The 13,488-nt window shown below is 60.1% G+C and carries 14 protein-coding genes (1 of these 14 cut by a window edge); 9 read left to right on the forward strand and 5 right to left on the reverse strand.

Translation table 11 applies throughout. The features are described 5' to 3' along the window. Positions 1-14 precede the first annotated feature (14 nt). Together AC1P02_RS05095 and glmU are read left to right on the forward strand one after the other, a co-directional pair. Entirely contained in the window at positions 15-443 is a 429-nt protein-coding gene (locus AC1P02_RS05095) for a F0F1 ATP synthase subunit epsilon (protein WP_005319630.1), read from the forward strand. A gap of 94 nt (positions 444-537) precedes the next feature. After that, positions 538-1,899, forward strand: coding sequence for a bifunctional UDP-N-acetylglucosamine diphosphorylase/glucosamine-1-phosphate N-acetyltransferase GlmU (glmU, locus tag AC1P02_RS05100; protein WP_485184363.1), 1,362 nt, complete (start codon positions 538-540; stop codon positions 1,897-1,899). A 61-nt stretch (positions 1,900-1,960) separates the two neighbouring features. Here the strand turns inward: glmU and creD are convergent, their stop codons facing one another. The 4 genes from creD to blrA all read right to left on the reverse strand — a co-directional run bounded on the left by creD (position 1,961) and on the right by blrA (position 6,454). Continuing rightward, positions 1,961-3,310 carry a cell envelope integrity protein CreD gene (gene creD, locus AC1P02_RS05105; protein ID WP_113721770.1) on the reverse strand — a complete coding sequence of 450 codons (1,350 nt, stop codon included), beginning with the start codon at positions 3,308-3,310 and terminating at the stop codon, positions 1,961-1,963. A 118-nt stretch (positions 3,311-3,428) separates the two neighbouring features. Beyond that, the gene (gene blaOXA / locus AC1P02_RS05110; RefSeq protein ID WP_059112317.1) at positions 3,429-4,223 is read right to left on the reverse strand and encodes a class D beta-lactamase; all 795 of its coding nucleotides are present in this window, start codon (positions 4,221-4,223) and stop codon (positions 3,429-3,431) included. 76 nt (positions 4,224-4,299) lie between these two features. After that, positions 4,300-5,721 carry a beta-lactam sensor histidine kinase BlrB gene (blrB, locus tag AC1P02_RS05115; RefSeq protein WP_485184366.1) on the reverse strand — a complete coding sequence of 474 codons (1,422 nt, stop codon included), beginning with the start codon at positions 5,719-5,721 and terminating at the stop codon, positions 4,300-4,302. A gap of 58 nt (positions 5,722-5,779) precedes the next feature. After that, a complete protein-coding gene (gene blrA, locus AC1P02_RS05120) occupies positions 5,780-6,454 on the reverse strand; it encodes a beta-lactam response regulator transcription factor BlrA (RefSeq protein ID WP_306640197.1) in 675 nt (224 codons plus the stop codon). 123 nt (positions 6,455-6,577) lie between these two features. On the opposite strand from blrA, the gene AC1P02_RS05125 reads away from it, so the two are divergent. Then, entirely contained in the window at positions 6,578-7,351 is a 774-nt protein-coding gene (locus AC1P02_RS05125; RefSeq protein ID WP_021139933.1) for a DeoR/GlpR family DNA-binding transcription regulator, read from the forward strand. A gap of 71 nt (positions 7,352-7,422) precedes the next feature. Then, positions 7,423-9,255 carry a glutamine--fructose-6-phosphate transaminase (isomerizing) gene (gene glmS, locus AC1P02_RS05130; protein ID WP_011899256.1) on the forward strand — a complete coding sequence of 611 codons (1,833 nt, stop codon included), beginning with the start codon at positions 7,423-7,425 and terminating at the stop codon, positions 9,253-9,255. 68 nt (positions 9,256-9,323) lie between these two features. Here the strand turns inward: glmS and AC1P02_RS05135 are convergent, their stop codons facing one another. Beyond that, positions 9,324-10,100: a helix-turn-helix transcriptional regulator gene (locus tag AC1P02_RS05135; RefSeq protein WP_005321862.1), complete on the reverse strand. Its 777-nt coding sequence runs from the start codon at positions 10,098-10,100 to the stop codon at positions 9,324-9,326. Between the two features lie 209 nt (positions 10,101-10,309). On the opposite strand from AC1P02_RS05135, the gene AC1P02_RS05140 reads away from it, so the two are divergent. The 5 genes in view from AC1P02_RS05140 to AC1P02_RS05160 are tightly spaced (each overlapping or abutting the next) and all read left to right on the forward strand, a layout consistent with a single transcriptional unit that may run on beyond the window. After that, positions 10,310-11,071 (forward strand): DUF3450 domain-containing protein, encoded by a 762-nt coding sequence (locus tag AC1P02_RS05140; protein ID WP_485184369.1) that lies wholly within the window; start codon positions 10,310-10,312, stop codon positions 11,069-11,071. Then, entirely contained in the window at positions 11,068-12,363 is a 1,296-nt protein-coding gene (locus AC1P02_RS05145; RefSeq protein ID WP_131731205.1) for a MotA/TolQ/ExbB proton channel family protein, read from the forward strand. The genes AC1P02_RS05140 and AC1P02_RS05145 overlap by 4 nt, the downstream gene beginning before the upstream one ends. After that, positions 12,360-12,890, forward strand: coding sequence for a MotA/TolQ/ExbB proton channel family protein (locus tag AC1P02_RS05150; RefSeq protein ID WP_005321870.1), 531 nt, complete (start codon positions 12,360-12,362; stop codon positions 12,888-12,890). The genes AC1P02_RS05145 and AC1P02_RS05150 overlap by 4 nt, the downstream gene beginning before the upstream one ends. Continuing rightward, positions 12,887-13,288: an ExbD/TolR family protein gene (locus AC1P02_RS05155; protein WP_005321875.1), complete on the forward strand. Its 402-nt coding sequence runs from the start codon at positions 12,887-12,889 to the stop codon at positions 13,286-13,288. Before AC1P02_RS05150 ends, AC1P02_RS05155 begins: the two co-directional genes overlap by 4 nt. Then, a protein-coding gene (locus AC1P02_RS05160; protein WP_059169517.1) for an energy transducer TonB crosses the window boundary here: on the forward strand, positions 13,285-13,488 show its beginning. The gene runs 459 nt beyond the window's last position; the window shows 204 of its 663 coding nt (coding positions 1-204); the start codon lies at positions 13,285-13,287; its stop codon lies beyond the right edge, outside the window. Before AC1P02_RS05155 ends, AC1P02_RS05160 begins: the two co-directional genes overlap by 4 nt.

Below are 13,488 nucleotides of genomic sequence, written 5' to 3' on the forward strand. Positions count from 1 at the left end.
CGATAGGAGGGCCCATGGCTGAGATGATCTCCTTTCACCTGGATGTGGTGAGCGCCGAAGGGAAACTGTTTTCCGGTCGCGTGCAATCTGCTCAGGTATCAGGCCTCGAGGGTGAGCTGGGTCTCCGTCACGGTCATGCTCCGTTGTTGACTGCCATCAAGCCGGGCCTGGTCCGTCTGGTGAAGCAGAATGGAGCGGAAGAGGTGCTGTACATCTCCGGCGGTATGCTGGAAGTACAACCCGAATCTGTGACCGTACTGGCGGACACTGCGATTCGTGCCAAGGATTTGGATGAGGCGAAAGCCCTTGAAGCCAAACGTGCGGCCGAAGCGCGGATCCACAGCTCCCATGGTGATATCGACTACGCCCAGGCCGCCACCGAGCTGGCCAAGGCGATGGCCCAACTGCGGGTTATCGATATCGTCAAAAAGAATTACCGTTAATTGCGGTGATGTAAAAAGCGACCTTCTGGTCGCTTTTTTTTTGCTCGTTGGATAGACTCCGCCGAGTATTTTTTCATGTTCCAAAGGTCGAATTATGTCCCTCAACGTCGTGATCCTGGCTGCGGGTAAAGGTACTCGCATGCGCTCAGTCCTGCCCAAAGTGCTGCATCCGGTAGCCAATAAACCCATGGTTTCCCATGTGATCGACACCGCCCGCCAGGTCGGTGCCGAGCAGTTGCATCTGGTGTATGGCCACGGTGCCGAGCTGTTGAAGGAGCGGATCCTGGCACCCGACCTGAACTGGGTGCTGCAGGCGCAGCAACTGGGTACCGGCCATGCCGTCGCCCAGGCGAGCCCGTTCTGGAAAGATGAAGATGACGTGCTGGTGCTCTACGGCGATACCCCGCTGATCCAGCCCGAGACACTGCAACGGCTGCTGGCCGCCAAGGCCGACAAGGGCATGGCGCTGCTGACAGTGGTACTGGACAACCCCACAGGCTACGGCCGTATCGTGCGGGAAAACGGCCAGGTGGTCGGTATCGTCGAGCAGAAGGATGCCAATGCCGAGCAGCTGACCATCCGTGAAGTGAATACGGGTGTACTGGTGGCCAACGGCGCCGACTTGCGTGGCTGGTTGTCGCGCCTGGACAACAATAATGCCCAGGGCGAACTCTACCTGACCGACGTGATCGCCATGGCCCATGCCGATGGTTGCCCCATCGCCGCCGTCCATCCTGACAGCGCCATGGAAGTGGAAGGGGCCAATAATCGGGTTCAACTGGCTCAGTTGGAGCGCAGTTATCAGCAAATGCAGGCCGAGAAGCTGATGATCGCCGGTGCGACCCTGCTCGACCCCGCTCGTTTCGATCTGCGTGGAACGCTGGAGATCGGCGAAGAGGTGGTGATCGATGTGAACGTCATCATCGAAGGCAAGGTGACGCTCGGCAACCACGTGCGCATCGGGGCCGGCAGCGTGCTGAAGGATTGCGTCATCGGCGATCATACAGAGGTGAAACCTTACTCCATCATTGAAGGGGCTCAGGTGGCAGATCTGTGTTCCGTCGGCCCGTTTGCCCGTCTGCGTCCTGGCGCCGTGCTGGAGCAGGATGCCCACGTCGGCAACTTCGTCGAGATGAAGAAATCCCGTCTCGGGGTCGGTTCCAAGTGTGGTCACCTCACTTATCTGGGGGATGCCGAGGTGGGTGCCAAGGTGAATATCGGTGCCGGCACCATCACCTGCAACTACGACGGTGTGAACAAGTTCCAGACCATCATAGAGGACGATGTGTTTGTCGGCTCCGATACCCAGCTGGTAGCGCCGGTGCGCATCGGCAAGGGCGCTACCCTGGGGGCCGGTTCAACCATCACCAAGGATGTGGCTGAGAACGAGCTGGTCATCACCCGTGTGCCCCAGCGCCACATCAAGAATTGGGCCCGTCCGGTCAAGAAGAAGTGATACCCGATCAATAAAATGCAACCGGCGCCTGATGGCGCCGGTTTTGTTTCTGGCAGATCCCTTATGGTTCGCGGGTTGGTGAGTTGTTGCCCATCACGCGATACCAGTCCAGCTTGCGGGTCAGCATCATGACCAGCGCCAGTATGGCGAACAGCAGCAGGGCGCCGAGCAGCAGGGCTATCTCTTCTGCCTGCAACAGGCCGAACAGTATGGCGTAAACCAGCCCCAGCAAGGCCGCGAAGCCGAGCCCCTGTTTAGGCCCGCCCAGCACATGGCTAAGGTAAAAACCGTTGAGCAGCACGCTGGCGAGACTGGCGATGAGATACGCCCAGCCAAAGCCCAGGTGCTCGGTCAGTGCCAGCAGCACCAGATAGAATATTGCCAGCCCCATGCCCACCAGAGCGTACTGGATCGGGTGTACCCGCAACCCCTTGAGCAGTTCGAACATGAAGAAGCTGATGAAGGTGAGGCCGATAAACAGCAGTGCATACTTGGCCGCCCGCTCGTTCAGCTGATAGTGATCCACCGTCTGCACCAGGCTGACGCTGAAGGCGGGCAGATCGCCGCTGACTCCCTTCATCATGCGATTGAAGCGGGTCTCCATGTCGGTGGCAAACCAGCTAGTCTGCCAGCTGGCCTCGAAGCCTTGCTGATTCAAGGTCCGGTTGCCGGGGAGAAAGTCGCCGATGAAGTTGGGGTGAGGCCAGTTGCTACTGAGGTGAAGCTTGCTGTCCTGGCCGAGCGGCACCACTTCGAGGGTGTTCATGCCCTGCAGATTCAGTTCGATATGAAAGACGCCATTGTCGTCCGGCAAGGTATCGAGGGGGGCATGGATACCGGCCAGACCGTCACCCAGCCGGGCACCAGGGGCAAACGGAATGCGCGCTTCCCCCAATTGCAGTTCGGGGACGCTGTTGATACCGCGGGCATCGGACAGCACCAGGCTCAGATAGGGTTTGCCCGCCACCAATGCCGGATCGGCGCCATCGACGCTCAGATCGGGATCACCGGATACCAGCGTCTTGCCTTCCAGCCGGGTTGGCAGATGCCCGGAGAGGGAGATCCGGGTCTGGTAGACCTGGGCCTGATAGATGCCGAGCTTGCGGGGGGTCACTTCCATGCTGGCCCGCACATCCAGCTGTTCCGGCAGCAGGTAGCGGTAGAGCTGCAGCTTGCGTTCGAAGCGCTTGCCATCCTGCTCCATGATGACGGTGCGGGTGTAAGGCTGCACCACGACCGGCCCGAGCAGCCGCTGCGGTCCGCTGCTGCTGGCCATGATGCTGTGGATGGCCTGACTGCGATAGGCCTGACGCTCCCGGTTCAGCTCCATGATGGATTGCACCGGCACCATCAGCAGCAGGCTGAGCAACAGCAGCAGAAAGATCTTGTGGGTGAATATCTGTTTGACCATGACACGTCTCCTTGTTGACGGGAACAAGTGTGCCGGGCTTGGGTGAAGAGGAGATGGGGCCGAGTGAAGCGGGAGTGAAGGGTGATAAAAAAACCGGCGCCTTGCGCCGGTTCTGGGATCACAGCTTCTTCAGCTGGTCAGGCAGGGCGGCAAACACCTCTTCCTTCGCCTTGATCGAGGCGAATTGCTTGCCGGGCTTTTGCACGACAGTGTGGACAAAGATGAGCTGCTTGCCCGGTTTGCTGGCCCAGCCGACAAACCAGCCGATCTGCTGATCCCGATTGAGGGTGCCATCCAGCAGCTTGGGGTAGCCCATGCCGGTCTTGCCGTGGATCTGCCAGCCATCGATGTCGGGCTGGCGCAGGATATTGGCTGTGTGCTGCAGTGTCTGTGCGGAGACCGGCAGCTTGCCGCTCACCATCTTGCCGAGGAAGCGGGCCTGCTCCTGAGGGCTGATGGCGAGGCTCGAACTGAGCCAGGCCTGGGTCAGACCATCGTGCTTGCCGGGATTGCCCGCAAGATCACGGTTGCCGTAGTCGAAGCGGTCGACATACTGCTGGAAGCGCTCCATCCCCAGCCACTCCGTGAGACGCTGGGAGTACCAGACCACAGAGTAGGTGAGCCAGCGGCTCGGGGTAGTGGTCTCGCGCCAGGCGGGCAACCAGTCATCGTCGCCGGGTTTGAATGGCAGAGCGGGCAGATTTTCATCCACCAGGAAGCCGCTGTCATAGCCCATCAGCGCCAGTGGTATCTTGAAGGTGGAGGCGGGTGGCAACTGGCTGGAGCAATCCCCCTGGCTGCTGATGGGCTTGCCTGTGCCATCGGCAAACAGCATGCAGCCGGAGGCCGCGCTGGCGGGCAGTGAGAATATCAGGCCTGCTGCGAGCAGGCCGGGTAACAGGATCCGGGACATGGGGTCTCCTTGGAGAATGGGACAAAGGGCCGGGAGGCGGCAGCATAGCGCCACTTTATGTGCCCAATGTGAAGTGTCAGCCGGCTGGCAGCCAGAGTTCGGCCAGCACGCCACCTTCTGGCTGGTTGCAGAGGTGCAGCCGACCGCCATGCTGGCGTGCCACTTCTGTGGCAAAGCTGAGCCCCAGACCGCTGCTCTTGCCCTTGTCGGGTCTGGGCAGGGAGTAGAAACGCTCGAAGATGCGTGGCAGGGCATAGTCCGGAATGCCGGGGCCCTGATCCCGTACCTGAAAGCGATAGCCGTCTGCATGCATCTCGCCGGTCAATCTGACAGTGCTGCCGGCAGGGGAGAAGTCGAGGGCGTTGTCCAGCAGGTTGCCGAGGGCCTGCTCTACCAGCAGGGGATCCCACTTCTGCTTTGAGGCGTCGGCCAGTTCGGCCACCAGGGTTACCTGACGACGCTGGGCTATGATCTGGCGGGCATCAAGTACCCGCTTGCCCAGTCTGGCTGGTTCGGTTGCCTGGCGATCCAGCCCCTGCCCCGATTCCAGCTTGGCCAGTTGCAGCATGCGTTCTATCAACTGCTGCATGCGGGCTGTTTCCAGATTGATGTTGCCGATGAAACGTCGAGCCACCTCGGGGGGGGGCGCTTCGGCCAGCAGCTCTCCAGCCCCGCGAATGGCGGCCAGCGGGCTTTTGAGCTCGTGGGTCAGGCTGTGTACATAGGATTCGATATAGGCCTTTCCATCGAGCTGACGGCGCATGGTCTCGAGGGAACGACCGAGTCGCTCCAGCTCCGGGCTGTGGAGTCCCGGCAGAGTGGCAGGCTGGTTGTGACTGACCGCATCGGCGTAGTGCACCAGCTTGCCGATGGCGCGGTTGAGCCACCATGCCAGCAGGGCGCCGATCAGCAGCGAGATGAGCAACAGCATGGCTGCCGCCTGCAATAGCTGGTGTTCGCTGCGCTCTATCATTGGCATCAGAGTGCGGTTGGGTTTGGCGACCGTGAGGGAGCCCAGTATGTCCCCCCCCTCACGCAGCGGCGCGGCCACGTGCATGACGGAGCTGGCGGGATCATCCGGATCGCTGCGGGTACTGCGAGCCCCGTACTGGCCGCGCAGGGTACGGTAGACGTCGTTCCAGCGCGAATAGTCCTTGCCCAGATCCACCCCGTCCGAGTCATAGACCACCTTGCCCCAGCGATCAGTCACATAGATGCGATATTCAGCCTGTTGCTTGAGGTGCCCGTCGATCAGGGCATTGATGGGGCTCTGGTTGAGGCGGGCGAAGGCGCTGGCCAGCCTGCCATCGGCCATTTTTCCTTCCTGCAGATCGTCAAGTGCCAGCGGTGCCAGCATCTGGGCCATATCAACCAGGGTATCTTCGGTGGCGCTGCGCACCCCGGGTTTTATCTCCTCGACGAAGATCTCCAGCACAAACCAGGCCGCCAGCGCGAAGATCAGCACCAGTCCGCACAGCAGTTGCAGTCCTATTCTCATACCAGTTCTATCCGTTTGTATCCGGGCGCCAGACCATATGCTTGCTGCAGGCCGATCCTCATGCCAGTTCCAGACTGTAGCCCAGCCCGCGATGGGTCAGGATCAGGTTGGCGTCAGCGTCACGTTCCCGCAGCTTGGCGCGAATGGTCTTGATGTGGGTGTCGACGGTGCGATCCAGGCTCTCTTCTGCCCCACTCCACACCAGATCCATCAACTGCTGACGAGAGTAGACCCGTCCAGGTGCCTGCATCAGCGTCTTGAGCAGCAGGTACTCGTAACGGGTGAGGGCCAGCGGTTGGCCGTGAAAGCTGATGCGTGCCCGCTCCTCATCCAGTGCCAGCAAGTGGCTCGGTTGGGTGGCGGCCGGCTGGCTGCGGCGCAGTATCACTCGTACCCGGGCACACACCTCCCGTGGCGAGAACGGCTTGGCCACATAATCGTCGGCGCCAATTTCCAGCCCTATCAGCCTGTCTATCTCCTCGCTGCGGGCGGTGAGAAACATCAGGGGGGTGTCGCAGTGGCCCCGTACCTGCTTGCACAACTCGAAGCCGCTGATGTCCGGCAGCCCCACATCCAGGATCAGGAAATCGGGTCGCGTCTGTTCCAGTCGCGTCAATAGCGTCTGGCCAAGGGGAAACCACTCCACCTCGAAACCATCGGTTTGCAGCGCATAGATCAGGGTGTCGGCGATGCTGGCCTCATCTTCCACCAGCCAGATGACTTTTTTTTGCATGGCGTCCTCGTTGCAAATCAGCTGCCCCATTCTGGCATCGAACCAAATCGGATCCTATTTGCTGTTTTATTTTTCCGAAAAAGGCGCTAACATTTCGACATTCTTTCGAATCGAAACTTAATGATGACCAAACGTAATACTCAGCAGCGCCGTCACACCATAGTGAATCTGGTGCAGGAGCAGGGGGAAGTGAGTGTCGATACCCTCGCCAAGCACTTCTCCACCTCGGAAGTGACCATCCGAAAAGATCTCGCTGTGCTGGAAACCGGTGGCCTGCTGTTGCGTCGTTATGGTGGTGCCGTGCCTCTGCCGAGCGAGATGGTGGTGGACAGCAATCCGGAGCAAGTTTCGAAACGAAAGCTATCAATTGCCCGTGCCGCCGCCGAACGGATCCGCGATCACAATCGCGTCATCATCGACAGCGGCAGCACCACCAGCGCCATGATCCCCATGCTGGGCAACAAGCGCGGCCTCATCGTCATGACCAACTCCCTCAATGTGGCCGGTGCCCTGCGCGAGCTGGAGAACGAACCCACCCTGCTGATGACCGGCGGTACCTGGGATCCCCACTCTGAATCCTTTCAGGGTCAGGTGGCGGAGCAGGTGCTGCGCTCCTATGACTTTGACCAGCTTTTCATCGGTGCCGATGGCATAGATCCGGAGCGGGGCACCACCACCTTCAACGAGCTGGTGGGCCTGTCCCGGGTGATGGCCGAGGTATCGCGGGAGGTCATCGTCATGGTCGAGTCGGAGAAGATTGGCCGCAAGATCCCCAATCTGGAGCTGCCCTGGTCGAGCATCCATACCCTGGTGACCGATGAAGGGCTGGCCACCTCGGCCAGAGAACAAATTCAAGCCAGGGGGATCACGCTGATCTGCGCCCCGGTTGCTGGCTGACAGGACTGGCTGACATTTTTATCTGAACCATCCAAATCAATTTCCGTTTATTACGTCTTGAGGAGAAGTGTATGTGTGGCATCGTCGGGGCCGTCGCCCAACGTGATGTGGCTGAAATCCTGGTAGAAGGCCTGCGCCGTCTGGAATATCGCGGCTACGACTCGGCCGGTGTGGCTGTGTTCAGCGCCAACCAGCCGCTGCAGCGGGTACGCCGCCTCGGCAAGGTGGCCGAGCTGGCCAAGGCGCTGGAGGAGCAGTCCGTCCACGGCGGTACCGGCATAGCCCACACCCGCTGGGCCACCCATGGCGAGCCGTCCGAGCGCAATGCCCACCCTCACGTCTCCGAGCATATCGTTGTTGTGCACAACGGCATCATAGAGAACCACGAAGAGCTGCGGGCCGAGCTGCAAGGGCTGGGTTATGTGTTCAGCTCAGACACCGATACCGAAGTGATCGCTCATCTGGTGCACCACGAACTGAAATCTGCCGACAGCCTGCTGGCTGCCATGCAGATTGCGGTGAAACAGCTGCGCGGTGCTTATGGCACTGTGGTGATGGACAGCCGTGATGACAGCCGCGTGGTCGTGGCTCGCTCCGGCTCCCCGCTGGTGATTGGCCGTGGCATAGGCGAGAACTTCATCGCCTCCGACCAGATGGCATTGCTGCCGGTGACCCGTCGCTTCATCTTCCTGGAAGAGGGCGATGTGGCCGAGGTGACCCGTCGCGACGTGCATATCTTTGATACTCACGGTGATGCCGTGGTGCGTGAAGAGCTGGAGTCCGAACTCTCTCACGATGCCGGTGACAAGGGTGAATACCGTCACTACATGCTCAAGGAGATCTACGAGCAGCCCAAAGCGATTACCAATACCCTGGAAGGTCGTCTGGGTTCGGATCACGTTGTGGTCGAGTCGTTCGGCAACGGCGCCCGCGCCATTTTTGACAAGGTCGAGCACGTCCAGATTGTCGCCTGCGGCACTTCCTACAACTCGGGCATGGTCGCTCGCTACTGGTTCGAAGAGATAGCCGGCGTCTCCTGCGACGTGGAGATCGCCTCCGAGTTCCGCTATCGCAAATCCGTGGTGCGTCCCAACAGCCTGCTGGTGACTCTGTCCCAGAGTGGCGAGACCGCCGATACCCTGGCCGCCCTGCGACTGGCCAAGCAGTCCGGCTACATGAGCTCGCTGGCCATCTGCAACGTGCCGGGCTCCTCTCTGGTGCGTGAATCGGATCTGGCCTTCATGACCCGTGCTGGCGCCGAAATCGGCGTGGCTTCCACCAAGGCATTCACCACCCAGTTGGCCGGTCTGCTGATGCTGGTGGCTTCCGTTGGTCACTGCCGTGGCAACCTGAGCGCCGAAGCCGAGGCCGAGCTGGTCAAGGCGCTGCAAGCCCTGCCGCTGCGCATCAAGGAGAGCCTGGCGCTGGCCAAGGACATAGAAGCCCTGGCCGAAGAGTTCGCCGACAAGCACCACAGCCTGTTCCTCGGCCGTGGCAGTCAGTACCCCATCGCCATGGAGGGGGCGCTCAAGCTCAAAGAGATCTCCTACATCCATGCCGAAGCCTATGCCGCCGGTGAACTGAAGCACGGCCCGCTGGCGCTGATCGATGCCGAAATGCCCATCATAGTGGTGGCGCCGAACAACGATCTGCTGGAGAAGCTCAAGTCCAACGTGGAAGAGGTGCGGGCTCGTGGCGGTATTCTTTACGTGTTCGCCGATGCGAACGCCGGCTTCAAGAGCGATGCCACCATGCGGGTGATGAGCCTGAACCACGTGGAAGAGATGATAGCCCCCATCGTCTACACAGTGCCGTTACAGCTGCTCTCCTACCATGTTGCCCTCATCAAGGGCACGGACGTGGATCAGCCGCGCAACCTGGCGAAATCCGTGACCGTGGAATAAGCCGTTGTCTGAAATGAAAAAAGAGCCGCATTGCGGCTCTTTTTTTGGGGCTATCTGGCGGGGGGCCGCTATGACAGCCGCAGGTTGGTGATGGTCACGTCGTCCAGCGAAGGCACTATGATGCCGCTGGAGATGCTCTTGGCGATCGCCTGGTTGCGGTTCTTCGAGTCGGTCTTGTTGGTGACCTGGTTGAGGTGGAAGTTCACGGTCCGCTCGCTGATGCCGAGTATGGTGGCGATCTCCCAGGAGGTCTTGCCCTCACTGGCCCAGAACAGGCACTCCTTCTCCCGATCCGACAGCTCAGTGAGGTGCTTCATCAAATCCGGTCTGCTCTTTATCAGCTGCAACGCCGAATTGAAGATGTAGCTGGCGCAGAACGACAGCAAGGGAACGTTTTCAAACATCAGATCAGAATTGGATTTTTCCTTGCTGATGAAAGAGAGGATGCCGTGTTCCCCCTGCGGCGTATGCAGCGGGAAGGAGACGCCGTTTCTCACTCCGAAGTCGGCTGCCAGATTCATGACTTCCCGGCTGGCGCTGGGTAGCCAGGGAGAGTCGCAGTCGAGCTTGTTCCAAAAGATGGGCTGGGTCTGCTTCAGGCCCAAGAACACCACTGGATCCTGGGTTAGGTAGTGCCGTTCGCTGTAGGCTTCGAACCAGCTGGTGGGGCAGTTGTTGAACAGTGCCACATGGGATTTCTGCATGCTGATGGGGAAAATAATCAGCAGACGGAAGTAATCAAAGCCCATTTGATGACTGAAGCGCTCAAGTTGCTGCTGGATCTCGCTGGTCTTCTTGGCCTTGGTGAATCGATCGATGTGTTCCCAGATCGCATCGTTAAACATGTACATCTCCTTTTTCGATCCCTATCACATTGATCGAAAAGATATTTTTTATTTATTGATTTGGTGTTGTGACTACCAACGCCAGTGACTCCCGTGCTTGCTTAAAAATTATCCTGTTTTTTCCACCGAAGGCCAAGAAAATCATCTGATTGCCACTGACCCCACTCTTTGAGACAATGAGAATAGTTATCATTGTTAAGATTTATATCATGAACAAGTTTTGGGGTTTGGCCTTGTTGCCATTGTCAGTCCACTTCGCTGCCAGCGCCGATGATCTGGTCGCGCCTGCACTGAAGAACAGCATAGCCGCCGGGAAAGTCTCCCAGCAGCGTGTGGAAAAAGCCGCCGATGCGGCCGTTGCCGCCAGACTGGAGCTGCAAAATGCGCAGCTGCAACTGCGTGATCTGGAAGCCTACAACCGCTACATGCAGTCTTTGGTGGCCACTCAGCAGAATGAACTGGGCAAGTTGAGCCAGCAGCTGGAGGCGGTGCAAGAGACCCGGCAGGGCCTGATCCCGCTGATGCTGCAGATGCAAGCCGATCTGGAACAGCTGGTGCAAGATGATCTGCCGCTGCGCAAAGAAGATCGCCTGGCACGGGTTGAACAGCTGAAAGCGACGCTGGCCAGAGCCGATGTGAGCGAAGCGGAGAAATTCCGTCAGCTGCTGCAGGCCTATCAGATTGAAGCCGAATACGGCAGCCGGATGGACAGTTATTCCGCCGAGCTGGCGCTGGATGGTGCGCAGCGCCGGGTCGACGTGCTGGCGCTGGGCCGTGTCTCCCTGCTGGCCATGACAGCCGATCGCAGTCAGGCATGGCGTTGGTCTGCGGAAGCAAAGCAGTGGCAAGCCCTCGACAGTCAGTGGCTCTCCCCCATCGCCGATGCACTGGAGATGGCCACCGACAAGAAAGTCCCGCAATTGCTCCATGTGCCCCTGTCGGTCAGCCGTAGCCAGGAGGCTCAGTCATGAAATGGTTCCCTCTCGTTATCGCCCTCTCCCTGGGTGCCAATGCGGCCATCGCCGATGAGGCCTGGCAGCAGCAGGAGCAGGCTCGCGAACAGCAGGCCCAGCAGGATCTGGCGACCGTCTCCAAAGAGCTCAACAGTGCCCGCGCCAAACTGGCCGAGGCGCAGCGTCTGAGCAAGGAGCTGGCCAGCCAGTTCGCCAGCAATGAAAAGCAGCTGGTCGAGCTCAACGGTCAGTGGGAGCAGGCCTCCGGCGACATGAATGACATTTTTGCCGTGACCCGTCAGGGTGCCAGCGATGCGGTCAAGCTGCTGGCCGAGTCTGCGGTAGAAGGTCAATATCCCGATCGCCTCGCCCCGTTGAAAGCCATGGCGCAGGAGAAGCAGGTACCGGATCGCGCCGCCCTCGCCCTGTTGCCTGCGACTCTGCTGCAAGAGATCCGCGAGTCTGGCCGGATTGCCCAGTTCGACGGCAAGGTGCTAGATGCCCAGGGCGCTGCCAGCGAGCAGCCGCTGACCCGGGTCGGCAGCTTTGCCCTGTTTGGTGGTGACGGTTTCCTGCAGCCCACAGCCGAGGGGTTGAGCCCTGTGCTGGGTCTGCCAGGTGGTGTGCTCTCCGAGGTCGCGGCCTATCAGGGTCAGGAGGGAGAAACTCTGCCGCTGGATCCTTCCCACGGCACCCTGCTGGAGATGCTGGCACAGGCGCCTACTTTCTGGCAGCAAGTTCAACAGGGTGGCCAGGTTGGCGCCATCATAGTGCTGCTGGCCGCCATCGGTTTGGGGATCGCAGCAGTGCGGTTGTGGAGCCTCTCCCGCGAGCTGACTCTGGTGCGTCGCCAGCTCAAGAGCGGCGAATATCACGCCGACAATGCCCTTGGTCGGGTGCTGACGGTCGCGGAGCAGCATCCCGAGCTGAGCATGGAAACCCTCGAGCTGAGGCTGGATGAGGCCATCCTGCAGGAGACGCCCCGCATGGAGCGCGGTATAGGAATGGTCAAGGTGATCGCGGCCATCGCCCCCATGCTGGGTCTGCTCGGTACTGTGACCGGCATGATCGGTACCTTCCAGGCCATCACCCAGTTCGGTACCGGCGATCCCAAGATCATGGCGGGCGGCATCTCAATGGCGCTGATCACCACGGTTCAGGGGCTGGTGGCTGCCATTCCGCTGATCCTGGCTCACAGCCTGCTGCAGTCCCGCTTCACCGAGCTCTCCAATGTGCTGGAGCAGCAAGTCGCCGGCATCCTGGCCGAGCGCGCCGAGAGCAATAACAACGGGATGGAGCGGGCAGCATGATGCTCGACATCTGGCAACAGTTGCAGAGCTTCATGGGGCGTGGCGGCCCCGTGCTCTGGGTCATTCTGGCCCTGCTGGTGCTGATGTGGATTCTGATGATCGAGCGGCTGCTCTACCTCAATCTGGGCTTTGGTCCCTTGCAGCAACAGCTGCTTGGCCGCTGGCAGGCGCGCAGTGAGCGCCACAGCTGGCATGCCAGGGCCATTCGTGGTCGCTGGCTGGCTCAGGCCGAGCTTGAGCTCAACCGTCATCTGATCTTCATCCGCACCCTGGTGGTGCTCTGCCCCATGCTGGGCCTGCTCGGTACAGTAACCGGCATGATAGGCGTATTCGATGCGTTGGCCGCGGCCAACCGCTTTAACCCGGAGAGCATGGCGGGCGGTATTTCTCGCGCCACCATCCCCACCATGGCAGGCATGGTGGTGGCCCTCTCCGGCGTCTTGTTACTCAGCCGACTCGAGAGCCAGGCCAAGCGTGCGCTGGCCAAGACTCGGGACGGCCTGCGAGAAGAGAAGGTAATGCAATGAGACGGCAATCCAAACGTCAGCGTGACGAAGTGCAGATCGACATGACTCCCATGCTGGATATCGTGTTCATCATGCTGATCTTCTTTATTGTCACCACCTCCTTTGTGCGTGAAGCCGGGCTCGAGGTGCACAGACCCCAGGCCAGTCAGGCCAAGGCGCAGAAATCCTCCAGCATCATGCTGGCGATAGGTGCCCAGGGTCAGATCTTCCTCGACCGCAAGCAGATAGACGTGGAGCGGGTACAGGCCAGTATTGCCCGCCTGTTGGCGGAACAGCCCGATGCCAGCCTGGTGATCCAGGCCGACGAGCGGGTACCGCACGGCAAGGTAGTGCGGGTGATGGATGAGGCCAAGGCGGCGGGCATTGCCAATATTGCCGTGGCGGTGGCACCGAAATGAAATACAAGTTGATGAGTCTGGGACTGGGAATTGCCCTCAGTCTGGGGATCCTGCTGTTCATGGCCACGCTGGTTGAACCGCCCCGAGGCGAGAAGGTGGCGAGTGAGCAAAAATCCATCGTCATCAACATGCAGAATGAAGTGACAGAGGTGCAGGTGCGTGAGCGCCCGGTGCCGCAAGAGCCGGAACCCCTGCCGGAA

The sequence above is a fragment of the Aeromonas sp. TS_SC_11 genome (genome assembly GCF_057318915.1).